We start from the raw sequence: 22,015 nt of genomic DNA on the forward strand, positions 1-22,015 counted from the left end.
CAACCTCTTCACCGATCACCTACGTTCCGTCACGAACCCTCGACGGACGGAGCACCCTCCCCCATGCCCTCGCCCCTGCCCGTGTCGCGCCGCACCACGCTGCTCGGGGTCGGTGGCGCCCTCGCGGTGCTCGCCGTCCCCGCGGTCCCCACCCCCGCCCGAGCCGCCTCCCCCGCCGGAGGTGTCACGTCGCTGGCCCTCTCCGACGTCGCGGGCCCGGCCCGCGCGCTCCTCACCTCGGGCGGGCTGCGCACCGTGCGCGTCCCCCTCGACGGCATCCACGGCGCCAGCATGCTCGGCGTCAGCTTCCCCGCCGGGACCCGCGCCACCTCGGTGTCGCTGCGGGTGACGCGCGCCGGCGTGGTCGGCCCGTGGATCGACCTGGCCCTCGGCGACAGCGCCCCCGACCCGGGGTCGGCGGAGCCGGAGGTCGTGGCCTCCGACCCGGTGTGGACGGGTGAGCTCGGTCCGGGTGCGGTCGTGGAGGTCCGCCTGCCGGCCGAGGACGCGGGGCACGCCCGCCTGGAGGTCGTCGACCCCGGACCCGCCGCCACGTCACGGACCGCCGTGACGCTCGCGTCCTCCACCGGACCGGGCGTCCGCTCCCGCGCCGAGTGGGGGGCCGACGAGTCGCTGCGCCGCGGCGAGGTCGAGTACAGCGCGACGATCAGGGCCGCCGTGGTGCACCACACCGCCGACGGGGGCGACTACTCGGCGTCGCAGGTGCCGAGCGTCATCCGCGGGATGTACCGGTACCACACGCAGACGTTGGGCTGGAACGACCTCGGCTACAACGTCGTCGTCGACCGCTTCGGCGGGATCTGGGAGGGTCGCGCCGGCGGCACCACCCGACCCGTCGTCGGCGCGCACGCCGGCGGGTTCAACGCCGACACCTTCGGCGTGTCGATGATGGGCGACTTCACCTCGAAGGCCCCCAGCGACGCGTGCCTGCAGTCGGTCGCCGCGGTCATCGCCTGGAAGTTCGCGCTGCACGACCTGGACGCCGACGCCCCCGCCCGGCTCACCTCCGCCGGCGGCGGGACCGCCCGCTACCCCGCGGGCGAGACGGTGTCGCTGCGCACGATCAACGGCCACCGCGACGTCGGGTACACGGCGTGCCCCGGCGACGTCGGCTACACCCGGATGGACGACGTGCGCGGCCGGGTCGCGGCGCTGCTGGCGGGCGGCTCGAAGGCCGCGGGTTCGCCGATCGCCCGCAAGTACGGCGACGTCGGCGGCCGGAGCCTGCTCGGCGCCCCCACGAGTGACGAGGGCGACGCCCTGCGCGGCGGCCGGTTCCGGCACTACGAGGAGGGGTCGATCCTCTTCCGGCCGGGCCTCGGCGCGTTCGTCGTGCGCGGGACCCACCGGGCGAAGTTCGCCTCGATCGGCTGGGAGTGGTCCCCGCTGGGTTTCCCGACGATGGACACCACCGACTTCGCCGGCGGCAGCGGCAGCGTGACGCACTTCGAGAACGGCTCGATCTACCGGCGCGCCGGCGCCGGACCGCACGTGGTGCGGGGCGCGATCCGGCAGACCTGGGCGGCGATGGGCTGGGAGACGTCCCCCCTGGGCTTCCCCACCAGCGACGAGTACGGCGTCCCCGGCGGACGGGCCTCGGACTTCGAGGGAGGACGGCTGCGGTGGAACGCCTCGACCGGGAGGGTGCGGGTCGGGTGAGGCGGGCCCCCGGGATCGTGGCGTCGGGCGCCTGACCGAGGTCGTCGAGACCCGGGAGCTCACTCGTTCGCCGGATCGAGGCCGCTGTCCCGAGCACCGATGGATTGATGACGCGACGATCTGCGGAGAGGTGCGACTCGAACTCGGGGGCGGTGTGGCGGACGGTGGGCGAGGCACGGGGTTGCGCCTGACCGCCGCCGCGGCGGTCGGCGCCGCCCTGGCCGGGCTGGCCTGGTGGGCGCTGCCCGACGAGGCGGTGTACTCGCCGTGGTGGACGCAGGTGGTCGGCTGGCCGGCCATCCTGCTCGTGCGCACCGACCCGGTGCAACGCCGGCTCGGCGGAGGCCGCCTGGACAACCGCCTCTGGCTCCGCCTCACGATCGCCGGTGCCCTCTTCGCCGCGACCATCGCCACGACCGGGGTCTCCTTCCTCTTCCCCGTCCTGGCCGCCCTGGTGGCCGGCGTGCACCTGCAGTGGAGCGGGGCACGGGCCTGGCGACCCTGCGCGGTGATGACGCTGGTGCTGAGCGTGGCGCTGCAGGTGTCGGTGCAGGTCGGCTGGTTGCCCTCGTACCTGCCCCGGTCCCTGGACCTGGTGGCTGCGGTGATCACCCTGGTGGTGTCCCTGGCCCTGATCGGCAACACCGCCCTGATCACCGCCCAGCGCGAGGCTCAGGGCGCTGCCCTGGACGTCGAGCGGCGCAGCCGCCACGACGCGCTGCTGCACGCCGCGACCCACGACGCACTGACCGGACGGCTGAACCGCACCGGGCTGCAGGAGCACTTCACCCGGCACCTGGGCGACGCGGCCGTTCCCGAGGTGGACACCGTGAGCACGGTCGCGGTCATCTACGTCGACCTGGACCACTTCAAACCCGTCAACGACCGGTACGGGCACGCCGCCGGAGACCTGCTGCTGCGCCTGGCCGCGGACCGCATGGCCGGGCTCCTGCGTCCCGGCGACGGACTGGCCCGTCTGGGCGGTGACGAGTTCGTCGTGGTGCTGGCCACCGGGGACGCTGCGGTCGTGGCGGAGGTGGCCGCTCGCACGGGCGCCGCGCTGCGGGCTCCGTACGACCTCGACGGGACCGTGGTCCGCGTCTCGGCCAGCATCGGCACCGCCGTCAGCACCGAGCCGGCCACCCTCGACGAGCTGCTGCGCCGAGCGGACGCGGCGATGTACGCGGCCAAGGCCCGTCACCACCGTGACCGCACCGACGGTGGTGCAGCCGCCTAGACCGCTCAGGTCACCTGAACCCCTCCCCCGGGGAGGCGGGGTTCAGGACTCGTCCTCGCAGTCGAGTCCGTTCGCGATGAGGTAGCGGTAGTTCTCGATCTTGCGGCGCAGGACCTCCTCGTCGCGGCGCAGTTCGGCCATCCGGTGCGCGACGAGTTCCTGCTGCCGGAGCAGCACCTCCAGCCGCACGGCGCTGTTCCCGGGCGTCCCCGGCCCGAGCTGCACGAACGTCCGCACCTGCGCGACGGGCATTCCGGTGCGGCGCAACGCCTGGACGAGCTGCACGAAGCGGACGGCGCCGGGGCCGTAGACCCGGCGACCGTCGGCGCGGCGCCCGACCTGCGGGAGCAGCCCCTCCTTCTCGTACCAGCGCAGGGCGTCGACGCTGAGTCCGGTGGACTCGGAGACCTCACGGATCCCGAGCCCGGCGGCGTCCGGGGTGGTCACGGCCACGACGCTACGCCTGAGCCAGGGACGCGGTGTCCAGGACGAACCGCCAGCGGACGTCCCCGCGTCCCAGCCGTTCGAAGGCCGTCGTGATCTCCGCCGGGGTCACGACCTCGACGTCCGCGCTGATCCCGTGCGCGGCGGCGAAGTCCAGCATCTCCCGGGTCCGGGGGCGCCCGCCGCTGCCCGAGGCGGTCAGCCGCTTGAACCCCTGCATGAGGGCCATCGGATCGGCCTCGTAGCGGTCGGGGATGCCGAGGACGCACAACGTGCCGTCCGCACGCAGGCTGCGCAGGTACGGCGAGAGGTCGTGCTTGGCCGACGCGGTGTCCAGCACGACGTCGAACCGGCCGGCCACGGCGGCCATCGCGTCGGCGTCGCGGGAGACCACGACGTCCTCGACCCCGAGCGAACGGGCGTCCTCCACCTTCGCCTGCGAGGTCGTGAACACCGAGACCTCCGCCCCCATCGCCCGGGCGAACTTCACCGCGAGGTGACCCAGCCCACCGAGCCCGACGACCCCCACCCGGTCCCCCGCCCCCACCCCGAAGCGGCGCAACGGTTCGAAGACCGTCACCCCGGCGCACATCAGCGGGGCCGCGCCGGCGGGGTCCATCCCGGCGGGCAGGGCGTAGGCGAACCCCTCGCGCACGACGTACTCCCCCGCGTACGCGCCCGACGTGGTGGAGCCGTCGACGCGGTCCCTCCCGCCGTAGGTCAGGGTCGGGAACTCGGCGCAGAACTGCTCGTCACCGGCGCGACAGGAGGCGCACGTCCCGCAGGAGTCGACGATGTTGCCGACCGCGACCGTGTCACCGACGGCGAAGCGGGTGACCTGCGTCCCCACCTCGCTCACCACGCCCACGAACTCGTGCCCCGGGACGAGCGGGCCGCTGCCCGCGTCCTGCACCGCGTGCAGGTCGGTGTGGCAGACGCCGCACCACGTGACCCGCACCGCGAGGTCGTCCGGGCGCAGGTCCCGCCGTTCGATGGTCGAGGGCTGCAAGGTTCCGCCCGGCGCGAGCAGCGCCAGGCCTGTCGTCGTCCGCATGCCGGGGACGCTAGGCGCTGGAGGGCACTCCAGCGCAAGGCCCGGTCCGCAGCCCGCCCACCCGGTCGGCTCAAGCTTCGGAGATCCCCTGCCGAACAGGTCGCGTGCCTTCCTCCGCCGCCACCGTCACCCGAGGCCGCCGACGCCCCGCGGCGTCGCCGTTCGCGCACGAGAGCGCCGCCGACCGGCTGCACCTGCTGCGCCGCGCCAGCTGGGGCCCCACCCCGGCGTCCCTGGCCGAGGTCGCGAGGCTCGGCACCGCGGCCTGGCTGGACCGCCAGCTCGCTCCCGGCGCGGTCGACGACGCCGCGATGGACTCCTTCGCCGGCCGGATGAGCTTCTACTGGCGCAGCGCCCAGCAGCTCTACGCCGGCGGGTACGCGGCGACGGAGTGGAACGCGATGCTCGAGACGGGCCGCCTCACGCTGGCCCGCCAGATCTGGAGCAACCGGCAGCTGTTCGAGGTCGTCGTCGACGTCTTCAACAACGTCCTGCACGTCACCTGCCCGAGTTCCGACGCCTGGTACAGCCGGCAGGACTACGACCGCAACGTGGTCCGCCGGTTCGCGTTCGGGAGCTTCCCCGACATGCTGGTCGCCTCGGCCCGCCACCAGGCGATGCTGAACTACCTGGACAACGCGAGCTCGACCGCGGCGAAGCCGAACGAGAACTACGGCCGGGAACTGCTGGAACTGCACACCGTCGGCGTCGACGCCGGGTACACCGAGGCCGACGTCAAGAACTCCGCCCGGTTGCTGACCGGCCTGACGATCGCCGCGGACGGTTCCGCGGTCTACGACGCCGGTCGCCACGACGGCGGCGGCCGCACCGTCTTCGGCTTCGTCGTCCCGCCGCACGCCCCGGCGGACGGGAACGGCTGGATCGACGCCTACCTGCGCTGGCTGGCGGTCCACCCGGCCACCGCGCGCCGCCTCAGCACGAGGATCGCCACCCGGTTCGTCTCCGACAACCCCCCGGCGGCGCTGATCGACCGGATGGCCCAGACCTGGACCAGCACCGGTGGTCAGGTCGTCGCGGTGCTGCGCACGCTGTTCGACTCCGCCGAGTTCTGGTCCGCGGCGGGCGAGAAGGTCCGCACCCCGCAGGAGGACTACGTCGCGACCCTGCGGACGCTGGGCACCGGCATGGAGTCCAACGGCACCGGCGGCATCACCAAGCTGTTCTGGCACGTGCTGGACCAGGGGCACGCGCCGATGGCCTGGGGCGCCCCGAACGGGTACCCCGACGTGGCCGCGGCCTGGATCTCCCCCAGCGGCACGCTCTCGCGCTGGAACCGGCACATGGACTTCGCCGCCGGGTGGTACCCGCCCGAGCTGCCCTTCGCCAAGGCGCCGGACCTGCTGGGCGACTTCCCCGGCACCTGGGGCGCGCTGGTCGACGCGCTGGGCGTCCGCCTCACGGGGAGCCCGTTGACCGCGGACGAGAAGGCGGCGCTGCTGATGTACGCGAACCGCCAGCCCGGAGCGCCGGTCTCGAGGAACGACCGGTGGGTCCAGGACAACCTGCGCTACGTCGTCGCGCTCACGCTCGACGGCCCGACGTTCACGATCCGCTGAGGAAGGACCCTGACGTGTCGAAGTTCGAGGACGCCGACCGCTGCGGCTGCGACGAGGGTTCGAAGCTCGTCTCCCGCCGGACCGTGCTGCGCGCGGCGCTGGCCGCGGCGGCCGCGGGTGCGACCACCTACACCGTGGGCGACGTCTCCACCCAGGTCTCCTTCGCCGGGTCCGGCTGGAACGGCGAGACCCTGGTCGTGCTGAGCCTGCACGGGGGTTTCGACGGGTTGTCGGCCGTCGTGCCCGGCGGCGACGCGGGGTACTACGCGGCCCGCCCGAACATCGCCGTCCCGCGGTCCACGCTGCTCGGCCTGGACCAGACGTTCGGCCTGCACCCGGCGATGGCCCCGCTGATGCCGCTGTGGCGCAACGGCACCTTCGGGGTCGTGCACGCCGTCGGCCAGTCCGACCCGACGCGTTCGCACTTCGCCGCGATGGAGCAGATGGAACTCGCCGCCCCGGGTTCCTCGGTCCGCACCGGCTGGATCGACCGCACCCTCGGCTCGCTGGGCACGGGTTCGGTGCTGAACGTGGTCGGCATCTCCAACACCACCCCGCGCTCGTTCGCCGGGCCCGGCCAGGAGACGACGATGACGTCCCTGGCGGGTTTCAACCTCATCGGCCCGGGCGACGACCGGCCGACGTGGCACGCGGCGCTGCGTCGCATGCACACCGGCGCCCGTCCCGAGGTCGCGGCCCCCGCGGGCACCCTCATCACCGCGATGGAGGGGGTCGCCGCGCTCAAGAGCACCGCGAGCGGTCCGGCGAACGGGGCGAGCTACCCCGACACCGACCTCGGCAAGGCGCTCGCCCAGGCCGCCGTGCTCAAGAAGTCCGGCGCCCCGGTCCAGGTGATCGCCCTGGACTACGGCGACTGGGACATGCACGCCGGCCTCGGCCGGGTCGACGGCGGGTGGATGAAGGAGAAGCTCACGGAGCTGTCCTCGTCGTTGGCGGCCTTCGCGACCGACCTCGGCGGCTCCTTCGCCTCCACCACCCTCGTGACGTTGTCGGAGTTCGGCCGCCGGGTCGGGGAGAACGCCTCGGGCGGTCTGGACCACGGTCACGGCAACGCCGTCCTGCTGCTCGGCGGCGGCGTCGTCGGCGGCAGGGTCCACGGCGTCTGGCCGGGCCTGGGGGCCGACCGGCTCGTCGACGGGGACCTCGCCGGGACGAGCGACTACCGCTCGATCATCGGCGAGGTGCTGCAGAAGCGGTGCGGGGCGGGTTCGCTCGCGACGATCTTCCCGGGGTTCTCGGGCACCCCTCTGGGGGTCGTCCGTTCGACGTAGCCATCACTCTGCGTGACGTGCCCCTGAGTCTGAGAAGGGGCTGGACGAGCCCTCCGAGCCCCCTGCGGGCCGGGGGGCTTCGTCGTTCCCGAACGACTCGAACCCTTGGTGAAGACCACATCTCGGCCCTCAGAACTGGGGCTGGACGGACGATTGTGACGTAGAGTGAGTGAGTGACCACAGAGGTGTTACGCAGTTGTGCACTCACGCACCTTGTACACCACTGGCATCGTCACCTACTTTGCGTGACGGATGGCGCACAGGACAGCAGCGACACGCTCAAGGTCCGCCGTGGGTCAGCCGATGCCGGAGCCGAGCGTTCACCCGTGTGGGTGTGACCCACGGGGTGATCGTCGCCCCACGCCAGAAGGAGGAACGAGCCCAGATGCGGTCCGTCACCACCCCCCTGTCCCGTCGCGCCCTCCTCGCCGGAGGGGCGGCCGGCGCCGCCCTGCTGTGCGGGCAGACCTCCGCGAGCGCCCTGGCCCCCGCGGCCCTCCAGGTCGGTGGCTCGACCCGCGCCTACCCGCTCGGTGGCCGGCGCAGCGCCGGTCTGCTCTCCACCGGTGGGCTGACCGTCGTCTCCGTCGACGTCGACGGCGGCCACATGCTCGGCGTGACCTTCCCGTCCGGCGCCTCCACGGACACCGTCTCGCTGCGGGTGCGCAAGGCCGGCGGCGACTGGACCGCCTGGAGCGACCTCCCCCTCAACGACTCCGAACCCGACCCGGACACCGCCGAGGGGCGACGCTCCGTGACGGCCTCGGACCCCACCTGGGTCGGCGCCCTCGGCGCCGGCGCGACCGTCCAGGTGCGCCTGCCCGCGATCGACGTCGCCGACGCCCACCTGCAGCTCGTCGACGCGGGTGAGAGCTCCGCGCTCTCCCGCAGCACCCTCGCCTCGGAGGTCAAGGCCAGCCCGAAGGCCGTCCCGCAACCGAGGATCCGCTCCCGCTCGGACTGGGGCGCCGACGAGTCCCTGCGCAAGGGCGGCGCGAGCTACAGCGACACCATCAAGGCCTGCGTGGTGCACCACACCGCCGACGGCGGGACCTACAGCCTCGCCGAGGTCCCCTCGGTGATCCGCGGGATGTACCGCTACCACACGGTCTCCCTGGGCTGGGCCGACCTCGGGTACAACTTCGTCGTCGACCGCTTCGGTGGCATCTGGGAGGGTCGCGCCGGCGGGATCACCCAGCCCGTCGTGGGCGCCCACGCCGGTGGCTTCAACGCCGACACCTTCGGCGTCTCGATGATGGGCGACTTCACCTCCGTCGCGCCGAGCGCCGAGTGCCTCGACTCCGTGGCGCAGGTCATCGCCTGGAAGCTGTCGATGTACGGCCTGCCCGCCGACGGGGTCACCTACCTCACCTCCGCCGGCGGCGGCACCGCGCGCTACTCCCCCGGCACGACCGTGAAGCTCCGGACGATCAACGCCCACCGCGACGTGGGTTTCACGGCCTGCCCCGGCAACGTCGGCTTCACCCGGATGGACAGCATCCGCGCTCGCGTCGCCCAGCTCATGGGTGCCGCCACCAGCACCGCGATCGACTCGAAGTACGCCGCCGTCGGCGGGGCCGCCGTGCTCGGCGCACCGACCACCCCCGAGAACGACACCCCCGGTGGGAGCGGTTCCTACCGCTTCTACACCGGCGGCGCGATCTACTGGAACAGGACCACCGGTGCGCACACGGTGCGCGGGGCGATCCTGGCGGCCTGGGGGAACCTCGGCTGGGAGAACGGGCTCGGGTTCCCGACGACCGACGACTCCAAGGCCAAGGGCGGTGCCTACAACCACTTCCAGAACGGCTCGATCTACTGGTCCGCGGCCACCGGGGCGCACGACGTGCGCGGCGCGATCCGCAGCAAGTGGGCCGCGCTGGGCTGGGAGGGCGGCCCCGCCGGGTTCCCCGTGACGGGCGACTCGAAGGCCGCGGGCGGCTGGTTCACGCACTTCCAGGGCGGTTCCATCTACTACTCCGGGGCCACCGGAGCCCACTGGACCGCCGGGGACATCCGGGCCCGCTGGGCCGCCCTCGGCTGGGAACGCGGCATGGGTTTCCCCACGATCGACGACACCGCGACCCCGAACGGCAAGGGTTTCTACAACCACTTCCAGGGCGGCTCGATCTACTGGAGCCCCGCGACCGGCGCCCACGCCGTGCGCGGCGCGTTCCGCGAGACCTGGGCCGGTCTCGGCTGGGAGAACTCCTGGCTGGGTTTCCCGACCAAGGACGAGTACTCCGTCGACGGCGGGCTGCGGATGGACTTCGAGGGCGGAACCCTGACCTGGAACCGCTCCACCGGCAAGATCACCGCGAAGCAGAAGTGACGTGGGACGTCGGCGGAACGTCGTGGCAGGAGTCCTCGCCGCGACGTTGACGTGCCTGCTGGCGCCGTCGGCGGTGTCGTCGGCGTCGGCGGCACCCCGCACCCCCGCGGGGGTTCCCGCCGACGTCGACGCGCTGCCCGCGCGCTACCAGGCGCCGATCTCCTGCGCCGCACCCCGTCCGGGAACCCTGGCGCTCGCCCAGCTGATCAGGGACACCTACGGGAAGCAGACCGTGGGCACCTCCCGGGACTGCCCGGCGAACGGCGTCCCGGTCTCCGAGCACTCCGACGGCCGCGCCCTGGACTGGGTGCTGGACGCTGCGAACCCGGCGCAGGCGGCCCTCGCCCAGGAGTTCACCACCTGGTTGCTGGCGCCGGACGAGCAGGGGAACACCGCCGTCAACGCCCGCCGGCTCGGGATCATGTACGTCATCTGGAACCGTTCGGTGTGGAAGGCGTACGACCCCGCCGCCGGGTGGCAGCCGTACACCGGTCCCGACCCGCACACGAGCCACGTCCACCTGTCGTTGACGTTCTCCGGCGCGGCCCGCGAGACCTCGTGGTGGAGCGGGACGGCCGACCCGCTGACGGGCCACTGGATCGCCCTCGGCGGGGACCGCTCCGTCCTCGGCGCCGACGTCGGCGGCCGGCGCACGACGTCCGCGACGGGCGTCCAGCGCCGCGACTACCGCTACGGCAGCGTCTACTCCTCCCCCACGACGCCGGTGCGCGAGGTGCACGGCGCCATCGCGGGCCGGTTCACCTCCCTCGGCGCCACGTCCGCGCTCGGTGCGCCGCTCACCGACGAACAGCGCACCCCGCAGCGCGCCGGCGCCTACAACCACTTCCAGGGCGGCTCGATCTACTGGTCCCCCGCGACGGGGGCCCACGAGGTCCGCGGGGCGGTCCGGGACCGCTGGGCGGCACTGGGGTGGGAGACCGGTCTCGGTTTCCCGACGACGGGCGACCAGCGCACGCCCACGAGACCGGGGGCCTACACCCACTTCGAGGGCGGTTCCGTGTACTGGTCGCCGTCGACCGGTGCGCACGCCGTCCGCGGCGCGTTCCGCGACGCGTGGGCCGCCTCGGGCTGGGAGAACGGCCCGCTGGGTTTCCCGGTGGGCGAGGAGCACCCCCTTCCGGGGGGCTTGCGCCTGGACTTCCAGGGCGGTTACCTCGTGTGGGACGCCGTCCGCCGCAGCACCTCGATCTCGCTGAACCACTGAACCGCGCGAGTCCCCGGAGGACGACATGACACGCACCCCCCTCTCCCGCCTGGTCACCGGCCTCACCGGTGTCATCGCCGGAACCGCCCTGGCCCTCACGGCCGGAACCCTCACCGCGGGCCCGGCGGCCGCCGACGAGGTGCGCCCCGCCAGCGGGGGTTCGTTCACGTTCGTGGGCCACGGGTTCGGCCACGGGATCGGCATGTCGCAGTGGGGGGCCCAGTCGCGCGCCGTCGCCGGCCAGGGCTACCGCACGATCCTCGACTTCTACTACCCGGGCACCGACGTCGCCTCGCGCGAGAACCGGACGCTGCGGGTCGGACTGACGTCGTTCGCCAACGCCGCCGTCGCCGTCTACGCGCCCACGGGCCAGCCGTTGTCCATCTCCGGCACCGCCCAGAAGGTCGCCCCCGGGCAGCGGCTGGTCGTCGCGCCGAGCGGCTCCGGGCTCTCCGGCACCGTCGACGGCGGCGGGAACCAGACGTGGGGTGGTTCCGTCACCATCAGCGGTCCCGACGGGGTGATGCTGCAGAAGGGCGACGGTTCCTTCGTCCGCTACGACGGGGTCATCCGCATCGTCACCGGTCCGACCCTGACCGTCGTCAACGACGTCCCGCTCGAGACCTACCTGCGCGGGGTCGTGCCCGCCGAGTCCCCCTCGTCCTGGAACGCGGAGGCGCTCAAGGCCCAGGCCGTGGCGGCCCGCAGCTACGCGCTGTCCGTGCTGAACGCGCAGGCGCAGACCGACATCTGCGACACGACCGCGTGCCAGGTGTACCGGGGTGCGGAGAGCCGGGACAGGAACGGGGCGCAGACCTGGACGACGCCGTCGTCGACGAACTCGGCGATCGCCGCGACCGCCGGTGAGATCCGCGCCTCCTCCGGCCAGGTCGCCTTCACCCAGTTCTCCTCCTCCAACGGAGGGTGGACGGTCGCGGGTTCCAAGCCGTACCTCGTCGCCAAGGAGGACCCGTTCTCCGCGCCGGGCCGCACCGCCCCCGGGGACACCGTGGCCGCCTGGACGAACACCGTGTCCGCCGCGGCCTTCAACGCGGGCTGCGCCCCCGGTGGCGCCGCGACGGGCATCGTCGTCAAGGCCCGCGACGGTCGCGGCGACTACGGCGGCCGCGTCACCGGCGCGACCCTCGTCTGCACCAACGGCAGCGTCGCGGTGACGGGGACGAAACTGCGTCAGCTGGGTGCCCTGCGGTCGGACTACTTCGCCATCGTCAGCGCGGTGCAGCTGCAGTACGACGCCCTCGGCGGCGCGGGCGGCACGATGGGCGGGGCCACCACCGGTGAACTCACCACCCCGAGCGGCCAGGGCGCCTACCAGCACTACGCGGGCGGTTCGATCTACGCTTCCGCGGCGACCGGTGCGCACGAGGTCCGCGGCGCCATCCGCAGCAAGTGGGCCGCGATGGGCTGGGAGACCGGCCTCGGTTTCCCCACGACCGGTGACAACCGGGTTCCCGGCGGGAACGCCTACTACACCCACTTCCAGGGCGGGTCGATCTACTGGTCCGCGGCCACCGGCGCGCAGGCCGTCCGCGGGGACATCCTCCGCCGGTGGGCCTCCCTCGGGTGGGAGACGGGCCTGGGCCTGCCGGTGAGCAGCGACGCGCCCACGCCGAACGGGGCGGGCTGGTTCACCCGGTTCCAGGGCGGGTCGATCTACTGGTCCCCCACGACCGGCGCCCACGAGGTCCGTGGCGCGATCCTGCAGAAGTACGGTCAGCTCGGCTGGGAGAACGGTCTGGGTTTCCCCACCTCCGGGGACGCCGCCCTGCCGAACGGACGGGGCTGGTTCACCCCCTTCCAGGGCGGGTCGATCTACTACTCCGCCGCGACCGGTGCGCACGCGGTGCGCGGGGCGCTCCTCACCACCTGGGCCGCCCAGGGGTGGGAGAACGGTTCCCTGGGCATGCCCACGGCCGACGAGCAGTGGAACGGCTCCCGCGTCTCGCAGACCTTCCAGGGCGGAACGCTCACCTACGACTCGACCACCCGCACGGTCGCCCGCAGCTGACGCTCACACGCTGTGGTGCTCCCCGTCGTCGCCCCCGCTGGTGGTGGAGCACCACACGGTCGGCGAACAGAACTGCTAGCTCCATTCGACGACACGCCGTTGAACCGCCTGCGTCTCCCGGTGTGTCGTTGAATGGAGCTAGCAATCGTGTTCGCCCCCTCGTTGTCCACAGGCCTCTGAGCAGCCGAGCCACCGTTCGGGCAACCTTTCCGGCCATGGACCCCCTCGAAGCCCTCCGCGAGTGCGGTGGCGCCGCACGGTTCGAACGGCTGCACCTCAGGACGTCCCGACGTCCTTGCGAGCAGCCGTCGCCGTCGGCGAGGTCGTCCAGCCCAGCCGGGGCGTGTACGCGCTGCTGGACACCCACCCCGAACTCGTCGCGGCCGCCGTCCTCGGGGGTGTCCGCAGTTGCCACACCGCGGCGGCCGCCCTCGGGCTCGACCTCGTCGACCCACCCTCACGGCCGCACATCACCAGTCCTCCCGGCTCACGCGGCACCTGGCCGGGGACGGTGGTGCACCGCAGGGAGGTCCGTGACCTCGACGGGTGCACCGATCCCCTGACCACCGTCCTGGACTGCCTGCGCTGCCTCCCACGGCGTTTCGCACTCGTCCCCCTCGACCACGCCCTGCGGCGCGGCCTCGTCACGGTCGAGGAACTGGAGGACGCAGCCCGTCGGATGAACCGCAACGATCCCCGTCGTGGGCTGATCACCCTGGCCGACCCGGTGTGCGATTCGGCGCTGGAGAGCATCGCGCGTGTCGACCTGCTCGACGAGGGGTATCCGCTGCGAACCCAGCGTGTGCTGGAACCAGCCGGCCGGACCGACTTCGTCATCGACGGCTGGCTGGTCGTCGAGGTGGACGGTTTCACCTTCCACTCCGCACGCGAACGACGCAACGAGGACCTCCGTCGGGACGCCGAACTGCGGCGACGGGGATTCGTCGTGCTGCGGTTCAGCTGGGACCAGGTCGTCCGGCAGCGGGGGTGGTGGCTCGCAGTGGTCCGCGACGTTCACACCGCCGGACGACCCGCCGCCTGAACGACCCACTCCGCCCGGTGGCCGAGGATCCACCCGACGTCCTCGCGGTAGCCGTCCCCGTGCTGCTCGTCGCGGTGCCGGTCGTAGGCGGGGTTACCCCGGGAGACCTGGAGTTCGATGTTCGCAGCGAGCGCGGAGAGCCGCACGACGAGCAGGTCGAGCAGGTACCCGACGTCGACCGGGCGTCCGTAGGCGTGCAAGAACGTCCGCAACCGGACGCCCTGGTCGGGCACCGGATCCCAACCGAAGGCCACCGTCGACCGCGGCGCAGACAGGGGCGCGAAGCGGTGGGCGGCGTAGCAGAGGTCCCAGACGCGGTTCGAGGGTCCCGCGAGGTCCCAGTCAATGAAGGCCACCACCTCGGAGCCGTCGAAGACGACGTTGTACGGTCCGAGGTCGTTGTGGCCGAAGCAGTCGACCTCGACGGGCAGGACCGTCCGGGCCTGCCACTCCCCCGCCAGGTCGAGACCCGACGTGGTGTCGTGCAGCGAGCGCAGGGTTCGGGCGACCGAGACGAGGGCGGCGTCCGACCGCTGGACCGCGCTCACCGGGTACGTCCCGGCCTGACCGGGCACGAACGTCAGGGTTTCGGTGGTGGCGTCGACCGAGAGGAGCCGCGGGGCGGAGGGGAAACCCCGCTCGACCAACGCGCCCAGCAAGCGGTGAACTCCCGGACTCCACGGTCCGGTCGGCCGCACGACGGTGTCACCTCGCCGGACCGGCGCGGACAGGTATCCCCCTCGCAGCGCCTCCTCCACGGCCCGACGCTACCCGCTACCGTCGGCGCGTGACCGAGACGAGCGCCCGTGCCCGCCTGATCCCGATGCGGGCCCGCGACCCGCAGGAACCGGGACGGGTCGCGTCCTCGCTGGAACTGTTCTTCGACCTGGTGTTCGTGGTGGCCGTGAGCATCACGGCGGCCGAGTTCCACCACTCCCTCTCCGACGGTGACGTCGGGTACGCCCTCACGCACTACCTGTTGCTGTTCTTCGCCATCTGGTGGGCGTGGATGAACTTCACCTGGTTCGCCACGAGCTTCGCCACCGACGACTGGCTCTACCGCGTCCTCACGATCCTCCAGATGGCCGGGGTCCTGATCCTCGCGGCCGGGGTGCAACCGGCGTTCGAGCACTCCGACTTCACGATCACCGTCGTCGGCTACGTCGTCATGCGCGTCGCGATGATCGCGCAGTGGCTCCGCGCGGCGCGGAGCGCGGGGCCCCGTCGGCGGACGACGGTCGTGTACGCGCTGGGCATCGCCGTCGTGCAGGTGTTCTGGATCGCGTTCCTCGCCCTGCCCGAGGACCTCGCGGTCCCCGCGTTCGTCGTCCTGGCCCTGGCCGAGATCGCCGTCCCCGTCGTGGCGGAACGCCAGGGCCGGACGCCGTGGCACACGCACCACATCACCGAGCGGTACGGCCTCTTCACCCTCATCCTGCTGGGCGAGAGCCTGCTCGGATCGGCCAACGCGGTCATCGAGGCCCTGCACGACGCCGAGGCGCTGCGACCGCTGATCTCCATCGCCGTCCTCACCCTCGTCGTGACGGCGGCGATGTGGTGGACCTACTTCTGGCCGCCGCACCACCGGGTGATCCGCGACCTCCGCAGTTCCCTCCGCTACGGCTACCTGCACTACTTCGTGTTCGCCGCCGCGGGCGCGTTCTCCGCCGGGATCGAGGTGGAGATCGAGCACCTCGCGGGGAAGGGCGAACTCGGCGACGTCGCCGCCTCGTTCACGGTGACCGTCCCCGTCGCGGTGTTCGTCCTCGGGATCTGGTTCCTCGCGATCCGGCAGAGCGCCGACCGCCTCGTCAACACCGTCGTCCCGGTCGGTGCGCTGCTCGTGCTACTCGACCCCGTGCTGCCCGTCCCCGTGACCCTGACGGCCGTGGTCATGGCGGTCGTCGTCGCGGTGCTGGTGGTCCGTCCCCCGGTGCCTACGCGGTCGCCGGCCCCGGTGGGGTGACCGAGGCTCGCGGTCGTCGCCGCACCAGCAGGACGACGAGCACCAGCAACGACACCGGCCGCGTCTCGCTGAGCACGGGCCCCCACTGCAGCACCGGCAGCAACCACGGGACGCCGGCCAGCACCACCAGCGGCCGGGACCCCCCGAGGGCGAACAGCACCACGACGGCGATCGGTGCGGCCAGCGCGTGGTGCGACCACGTCACCGGCGACACGAGGCACGTCACCAGGGAGACGAGCAGCCCGAACCGGACGCGGGCGCTCCGGTCCAGCCAGTCGCAGCGCCGCGCCACTACGGCGACGGTCACCAGCAACGGGACACTGAGCACCAGCGCGGGCCACGTCGGCACCCCGGCGTGGGCGAACGCCCCGGCCAGGGAGTTGTTCGTCGTCGTCCCCGGGGCGGCGACCCGGGCGGAGTCCCAGAGCAGGCCCCCGAAGTAGGACACCGCCGACCGGGGTGAGACGAGCACCCCGAGCAGGGTCAGGACGGCCCCGACCACGACGACAGGCAGCGCGAACCACCGTCGCGCCTGCCGGTTCAGCAGCGCCGCCACGACGAGTGCCGGGGTCACCTTCACCGCCGCCGACAACGCGGCGGGGATCGATCCGCCCCGGCCGCCGTAGAGGCACCCGAGCACCAGCCCGAGCACGACGAGCGGGCTGATCTGCCCGAGCACCAGCGCCTCCCGGAACGGGTCGCTCAGCAGGACGAACGCGACACCGAGACCCGCGGACAGCGCGGCGCCGAAGGACCGGAAGACCCGCCAGGTCCCCCACACCGTGACCCCGAGCAGCACCGCGTCCCACACGAGGAGGTCCGCCGCGGCCGGGAGGAGCAGCAACGGCAGGAAGAGGACCGCCGCGAAGGGCGGGTAGACGAACCAGTGCCCGCGGTAGGTCTCGCGCAGGTACAGGTCGCGACCGGCCAGCAGGTCCTGCGCGCCGTCGCGGTAGACCGCGAGGTCGTAGCCGCGTTCCCACGACTCCTGACCGACCCCGGAGAGGACGATCGCGACGGCCACCACGGCCCCCAGCAGCGCGGGGACCAGGAAGCGACGGTCACGCACGGGTGACGGAGCGGTCCGGGAAGACGAACGTCCGGAAGGTCAGGAACCGGAACACCATCGCGATGGCCATCCCCACGACGTTGCCGGAGATGTTGTCGGCCAGCGCCGACGTCCAGCCGAGGCCGTTGTGGGTGATCGCCAGGCACAGCAGCTGCAGGCCCGCCGCGATCGCGGAGAACAGGAAGAACATCGCGTACTCGCGGCCCGGGTGAACGCTTCGCCGGTCGCGCCACGTGTAGTAGCGGCTGCCCAGGAACGCGATGAAGATCGCGATGACGCTGGAGACGACCTTCGCCAGGATCGAGTCGACCCCGGCGAGCAGCAGCAGGTTGAAGACCAGGAGGTCGGCGAGGTAGGCGATCCCGCCCGAGATGAGGAACCGGACGACCTCGCCCATGCGCTCGGAGCGCAGGAACTCGCGCATCAGAGCCACACCGCCAGCAGCAGCGAGCCGCACCACACCACGGCGAGGGCCAGCAGCACCCGGTCGTGCAGGGCGATCTCCTCGGGTTCCTCGGCGTTGCCCGCGTCCACGTCGACGGCGTAGCGCAGGACGGCGAGGATGAACGGGACGATGGTCAGGGTCGCGAGGTTCGTGCCGGTCTGGGCGACGAGCACCTCGATCGCCCACAGCGCGTAGGTCGTGACGACGACCGTCGCCGCCAGCGTCCAGACGAACCGCAGGTAGGTGGTGGAGTACTTCTGCACGACGCGGCGCACCGGTTCACCGGTGAGTTCCCCGCGACGGGCCTCGCCGTAGCGCTTGCCGGCCGCCATGAACAGCGAACCGAACGCCGTGGTGAGCAGGAACCACCCCGACAGCGGGATGTCACCCGCGGTGCCGCCGGCGAGCATCCGCAGCAGGAAACCCGACGCGACGCAGGCGAGCTCGAGGACGGGTTCGTGCTTGACCCCGAAGCAGTACGCGAGCTGGATCGCGAAGTACACCCCGAGGACGACCCCGAGCATCGGCTGCCAGAAGGTGCCGAACCCCAGGGCGAGCACGGCGAGCACGATCGCGAGGACGACGGCGGTCCGGGAGGACAGCTCCCCCGACGCGATCGGGCGGAACCGCTTGCGCGGGTGGGCGCGGTCGGCCTCGACGTCCTTCGCGTCGTTGATGAGGTAGATCGAGCTCGACACGAGGCAGAACAGCACGAACGCGACGCCCACCCCGGTGAGGGTGTCCAGCCCGACCTGCGATCCGGCCGGGAACACCGGCGCGAGGACGAGGACGTTCTTGACCCACTGCCGCGGGCGCATCGCCCGCAGCCAGGCGGGCAGCCGGGACGTGGACGGGGTGATCGAGCGCTCCTGGGTGGTCACGAGGCGATCCGGCGGACCACGACCGTCGTCGCGGCGCCGAGGAGGGCACCGGCGGTGACGTCGCTCGGGTAGTGCACGCCGAGCACGAGCCGGGACAGGGCCATCGCGGGGACCAGCGGCCACGTCGGGACCGGCAGCAGCGGCGCGAACGCGACCGCGGCGGCCGTCGTCGACGTCGCGTGCGAGGAGGGCATGCTCCAACGGCTGGGTGTGCCGACCCGGACCTGGACGTGGTGGTCCAGCGGGCGATGGCGGCGCGCGACGCGCTTGAGCACGACGGAGGCGCCGTGCGCGGCGACCACCGACGCCGTGGCGATCGCCCACTCCTGGCGACGGGACCGGTCGAGCAGGAACCCGACGGTGCCGAGGCCGATCCACGCGGCGGCGTGCTCCCCCGCGTGCGAGAGGGCCGTCGCCGTGGGGACGGCGCCGGGGAAGGTCACCGCGGACTGGACGCCGCGCAGGACGCGCAGGTCGGCCGCGGCGATCGAGGACAACGGGCTCACGCGCCACCCACCGGTTGCAGGACGATGTCGGAGGGGACCATGTCCCAGGTCGTGGTGATCGGCCAGGTCGGCAGCCCCTGCGCCGCGGGCGGTTCGGTCCCCCGGTCGTAGCGGAACAACTCCCCCGCCACCGGGACGGGCGGTGCGGACGCGTCGCGGTGCGTGAAGTTCCACTCCAGCAGCCGCTTCTCCAGGGGCGAGGCCCCGGCCTCGACCTGGTCGATCATCGGCTGCACCCGGGCCGGGTCGCCGAAGTAGTCGACGACGCAGTCGCAGACGTAGGCCAGGTGCCCGACCTCACCGGGCGAGGTCACGTACTGCGGACCCCCCTGCTGCTGGAGGATCGTCTTCACGTCGAGGGCGATCTCGGTGTAGCGGGCCGGGTGGGCCCAGTTCGTCTGGATCGGGGCCAGCGCCCACGGCGTCCCGGCCCGCAGGTCGGAGCCGACGCTCGCCACGAGCAGGACGACGGCCGCCGCGCTCGCCCCGAGCGCGACGGGGCGCAGTTCCAGGCCGCGGAAGCAGGCACCGAGGGCCGCGGCCCCGACCATCGTCGACGCCGACACCAGCACCGCGTAGTACCAGTGGTACGGCGGCACGCCGAGGACGCTCAGCGCCACGTAGTGCGCGACGCCCGCGATCCCCAGCGCCAGCCACGGCCACACCCGCAGCTCGCTCGGGGCGCTCGTCGCCGACCGGCGACGGGTCCAGCCGAACCCCACGAGCACGAACCAACCGAGCCCGCCCAGCAGCACCGGCAGGAACGCGAGGACGGCCGTCAGCCCGTAGACCTCGACGTAGAGCTGCATGCCGTTGTGGACGTCGTACTGCTCCCACGCCTTCTGCAGCGTCTTGATGACGACGGTGTCCGGGACGGCGGAGCCCAGGGCGAACCAGCTCCACGCCATCCACGGGAGCACCACGACCAGGGCGGCGGGGACGGCGATCCAGACCCGCTTCAGCACGGCCGGGGTCAGCAGGGTGAGGACGACGACCACGACGGAGGCGTCCATCCGGGTCAGCACGACGGCGCCCGCGACCAGCCCGTAGGGCAGCGCGGCCCCGCGGACCGCGGTGAGCAGCAGCAACGACAGCAGCAGCACGAGGAACGCCGACTCGAGGCCGACGGAACTCAGCAGCAGCGGGTTGACCCCGATCGCGACGGCCGCGACCGGACCCACCCACGCCGGCAGTCCCGTGCGACGGGCCGCGGAGGTCAGCGAGAGGGTGAGGGCCACGGCCATCACGACGTGCAGGATGCCCAGCGCGACGACGGGCCGGCGCACGATGGCGGTGACCCCGGCGAGCAGCAGCACCCACAACGGTGACGTCGCGGTGTTGGACTCGACGTTCGACAGCAGCCCCCACGTCCCGTGCAGCGCGAGGTTCCGCGCGTAGGCGAGGGTGATGTAGGCGTCGTCGACCAGGGCCCGGTGGACGAGGACGAAGGTGGCGGCCGCGAGGACGCCGACCACGAGGGCGGGGACGAAGGTCCCGAAGCGGGAGGCGGCGGGTCCGGCCGTGCGCGGCCGCCCCGTCCCCGGTGTCGTCGTGGCGGTCACGCCTCACCGCGCATGCGGGCGACGACGCGGGTCGCGGTGTCGTCGGCCACGATGCGACCCTGCTCGAGCAGGATCCCGCGGGTGCAGAGGTTCGCGACCATGTCGAGGTCGTGGCTGACGATGACGAGCGTGCGGCCCTCGGCGCGCAGTTCCTCGATCCGGGCCAGGCACTTCTTCTGGAACGGCTCGTCGCCGACGGAGAGGATCTCGTCGATGAGGAAGACCTCGGGGTCGGTGTGCACCGCGACGGCGAAGGCGAGGCGCAGGAACATCCCGGAGGAGTAGAACTTCACCTCGGTGTCGATGAAGCGCTCGATCTCGCTGAACGCGACGATGTCGTCGAAGCGTTCGTTGATCGTCGCCTCGTCCATCCCGAGGATGGCGCCGTTGAGGTAGACGTTCTCCCGCCCCGTCAGGTCGGGGTGGAACCCGGCACCGACCTCGATGAGCCCGGCGATGCGGCCGCGGACCCCGATGGTGCCCTGGTCCGGGCGCATGACCCCGGAGATCAGCTTCAGCAGCGTCGACTTGCCCGACCCGTTGAACCCGAGCAGGGCCAGGGACTCGCCCTGGCGGACCTCGAGGTCGATGCTGTGCAGCGCGCGGAAGTTGTCCGAGATCGGACGCTTGCGGATCTTCGCCATCGCCAGCTCCTTGAGGGAGCGGTTGTGGCGGAGGGTGAAGTCCTTGACCAGGCCGTGGACCTCGATCGCGGTGGGTGCGTCGGCCGCGGCGGCGCCCGGCACCGGGGAGTCGGAGGAAGTCGTCACGCTCATCACAGCTCCTGCGCGAAACGGCCCTCGATGCGGCGGAACACGAACTGTCCCAGCGCGAGCATCACGAGAGCGATGAGGAGACCCCACAGACCCGACCACAGCAGGTGCGGCGGCAGCACGACCGGGGCCACGGCGTCACGGACGTCGCCGGTCGGGTACCAGAACGCCCAGTGGAACAGCTCGACGGCCGCCGTCACCGGGTTCAGCTGGTAGAGGGTCATGAACAGGGAGTTCGGACCGCCGGTCGCGGCGGCGACCTTCTGCCAGTCGTAGAGGACGGGCGAGGTCCAGGTCACGATCATCAGCAGCAGGTCCACGATGTTCTCGAAGTCCCGGTACAGCACGTTGACCGCACCGAAGAGCAGCCCCAGCCCCACCGAGAGCACGGCCACGATCACGAAACCCAGCAGTCCGGCGAGGACCTGCACGACCCCGGGACGCCAGCCCGTGACGAAGCAGGCCACCAGCAGGACGATCAGCTGGGGCAGGAAGTGGATCGCCGCGACCCACGCCGAGGACACCGAGAACAGTTCCCGGGGCAGGAAGATCTTCTTGATCAGGGGGGCGTTGCCCACCACCGAGCGCGTCGCGTTGCCGAACGCCTCGGTGTAGAAGTTGATCACGACGATGCCGGAGAACAGGTACACCGCGAAGTTGGGGACGCTCTCGTTGAGCTTGAGGAACTCCCCCATCGCGAAGTAGAAGACGGCGAACTGCACGCCCGGCTTCACGTAGGACCACAGCAGACCCATGACGGAGCCGCGGTAGCGGACCCGCATCTCCTTGCGGACCAGCAGCTTCAGCAGGTACCGGTACCGGACGACGTCCAGCAGCCCCGAGCCGTGGCCCGGGGCTACCAGCGGCGACGTCGCCGTGACGGTCGTGGCCGTCGGCACGC

Annotated in this window: 19 protein-coding genes; 9 read left to right on the plus strand and 10 right to left on the minus strand. The window is 72.4% G+C overall.

The features are described from left to right. Window positions 1-63: 63 nt before the first annotated feature. Together SJY07_RS07345 and SJY07_RS07350 are read left to right on the plus strand one after the other, a co-directional pair. Window positions 64-1,680 carry an N-acetylmuramoyl-L-alanine amidase gene (locus SJY07_RS07345; protein ID WP_380158079.1) on the plus strand — a complete coding sequence of 539 codons (1,617 nt, stop codon included), beginning with the start codon at window positions 64-66 and terminating at the stop codon, window positions 1,678-1,680. Window positions 1,681-1,810: 130 nt separating this feature from the next. Then, the gene (locus SJY07_RS07350) at window positions 1,811-2,917 is read left to right on the plus strand and encodes a diguanylate cyclase domain-containing protein (protein WP_380158082.1); all 1,107 of its coding nucleotides are present in this window, start codon (window positions 1,811-1,813) and stop codon (window positions 2,915-2,917) included. Window positions 2,918-2,959: 42 nt separating this feature from the next. Here the strand turns inward: SJY07_RS07350 and SJY07_RS07355 are convergent, their stop codons facing one another. Continuing rightward, window positions 2,960-3,364: a MerR family transcriptional regulator gene (locus SJY07_RS07355; RefSeq protein ID WP_380158084.1), complete on the minus strand. Its 405-nt coding sequence runs from the start codon at window positions 3,362-3,364 to the stop codon at window positions 2,960-2,962. 10 nt (window positions 3,365-3,374) lie between these two features. Next, window positions 3,375-4,415: an NAD(P)-dependent alcohol dehydrogenase gene (locus SJY07_RS07360; RefSeq protein WP_328294900.1), complete on the minus strand. Its 1,041-nt coding sequence runs from the start codon at window positions 4,413-4,415 to the stop codon at window positions 3,375-3,377. A gap of 104 nt (window positions 4,416-4,519) precedes the next feature. Between SJY07_RS07360 and SJY07_RS07365 the strand changes: the two genes are divergently transcribed. From SJY07_RS07365 to SJY07_RS07390, 6 genes are all read left to right on the plus strand, one after another. After that, complete coding sequence (locus SJY07_RS07365) at window positions 4,520-5,992, plus strand: DUF1800 domain-containing protein (protein ID WP_380158086.1); 1,473 nt, start codon at window positions 4,520-4,522, stop codon at window positions 5,990-5,992. A gap of 14 nt (window positions 5,993-6,006) precedes the next feature. Then, window positions 6,007-7,284, plus strand: coding sequence for a DUF1501 domain-containing protein (locus SJY07_RS07370; protein ID WP_328294898.1), 1,278 nt, complete (start codon window positions 6,007-6,009; stop codon window positions 7,282-7,284). A gap of 385 nt (window positions 7,285-7,669) precedes the next feature. Beyond that, entirely contained in the window at window positions 7,670-9,616 is a 1,947-nt protein-coding gene (locus SJY07_RS07375; protein ID WP_380158089.1) for an N-acetylmuramoyl-L-alanine amidase, read from the plus strand. 1 nt (window position 9,617) lies between these two features. Then, window positions 9,618-10,841, plus strand: a complete 1,224-nt coding sequence (locus SJY07_RS07380; RefSeq protein WP_380158091.1) for an LGFP repeat-containing protein — start codon at window positions 9,618-9,620, stop codon at window positions 10,839-10,841. A 25-nt stretch (window positions 10,842-10,866) separates the two neighbouring features. Beyond that, window positions 10,867-12,870: a SpoIID/LytB domain-containing protein gene (locus SJY07_RS07385; RefSeq protein WP_380158093.1), complete on the plus strand. Its 2,004-nt coding sequence runs from the start codon at window positions 10,867-10,869 to the stop codon at window positions 12,868-12,870. Between the two features lie 295 nt (window positions 12,871-13,165). After that, window positions 13,166-13,912 (plus strand): DUF559 domain-containing protein, encoded by a 747-nt coding sequence (locus SJY07_RS07390; protein ID WP_380158095.1) that lies wholly within the window; start codon window positions 13,166-13,168, stop codon window positions 13,910-13,912. Here the strand turns inward: SJY07_RS07390 and SJY07_RS07395 are convergent. Then, complete coding sequence (locus SJY07_RS07395) at window positions 13,885-14,571, minus strand: phosphotransferase (protein ID WP_380158096.1); 687 nt, start codon at window positions 14,569-14,571, stop codon at window positions 13,885-13,887. The genes SJY07_RS07390 and SJY07_RS07395 overlap by 28 nt on opposite strands. Before the next feature lie 164 nt (window positions 14,572-14,735). Between SJY07_RS07395 and SJY07_RS07400 the strand changes: the two genes are divergently transcribed. Beyond that, window positions 14,736-15,878 carry a low temperature requirement protein A gene (locus tag SJY07_RS07400; RefSeq protein ID WP_380162210.1) on the plus strand — a complete coding sequence of 381 codons (1,143 nt, stop codon included), beginning with the start codon at window positions 14,736-14,738 and terminating at the stop codon, window positions 15,876-15,878. Here SJY07_RS07400 and SJY07_RS07405 read toward each other — a convergent pair. From SJY07_RS07405 to SJY07_RS07435, 7 genes are read right to left on the minus strand one after another with little or no spacing between them, the layout of a single operon-like run. After that, the gene (locus SJY07_RS07405) at window positions 15,850-16,947 is read right to left on the minus strand and encodes a glycosyltransferase family 87 protein (protein WP_380158098.1); all 1,098 of its coding nucleotides are present in this window, start codon (window positions 16,945-16,947) and stop codon (window positions 15,850-15,852) included. The genes SJY07_RS07400 and SJY07_RS07405 overlap by 29 nt on opposite strands. Further along, window positions 16,940-17,371 (minus strand): GtrA family protein, encoded by a 432-nt coding sequence (locus tag SJY07_RS07410; protein WP_380162212.1) that lies wholly within the window; start codon window positions 17,369-17,371, stop codon window positions 16,940-16,942. Before SJY07_RS07410 ends, SJY07_RS07405 begins: the two co-directional genes overlap by 8 nt. Then, a complete protein-coding gene (locus tag SJY07_RS07415) occupies window positions 17,371-18,273 on the minus strand; it encodes a decaprenyl-phosphate phosphoribosyltransferase (RefSeq protein ID WP_328294890.1) in 903 nt (300 codons plus the stop codon). The genes SJY07_RS07410 and SJY07_RS07415 overlap by 1 nt, the downstream gene beginning before the upstream one ends. Beyond that, window positions 18,270-18,779: a phosphatase PAP2 family protein gene (locus SJY07_RS07420; RefSeq protein WP_380158100.1), complete on the minus strand. Its 510-nt coding sequence runs from the start codon at window positions 18,777-18,779 to the stop codon at window positions 18,270-18,272. Before SJY07_RS07420 ends, SJY07_RS07415 begins: the two co-directional genes overlap by 4 nt. Beyond that, window positions 18,776-20,341 carry a hypothetical protein gene (locus SJY07_RS07425; RefSeq protein ID WP_380158102.1) on the minus strand — a complete coding sequence of 522 codons (1,566 nt, stop codon included), beginning with the start codon at window positions 20,339-20,341 and terminating at the stop codon, window positions 18,776-18,778. Before SJY07_RS07425 ends, SJY07_RS07420 begins: the two co-directional genes overlap by 4 nt. Beyond that, window positions 20,338-21,117, minus strand: a complete 780-nt coding sequence (locus SJY07_RS07430; protein WP_328294887.1) for an ABC transporter ATP-binding protein — start codon at window positions 21,115-21,117, stop codon at window positions 20,338-20,340. The genes SJY07_RS07425 and SJY07_RS07430 overlap by 4 nt, the downstream gene beginning before the upstream one ends. Further along, the gene (locus SJY07_RS07435) at window positions 21,117-22,013 is read right to left on the minus strand and encodes an ABC transporter permease (protein WP_380158104.1); all 897 of its coding nucleotides are present in this window, start codon (window positions 22,011-22,013) and stop codon (window positions 21,117-21,119) included. The genes SJY07_RS07430 and SJY07_RS07435 overlap by 1 nt, the downstream gene beginning before the upstream one ends. Window positions 22,014-22,015 lie beyond the last annotated feature (2 nt).

Source organism: Kineococcus sp. R86509 (assembly GCF_042466365.1).
Classification (GTDB): Bacteria; Actinomycetota; Actinomycetes; order Actinomycetales; family Kineococcaceae; genus Kineococcus.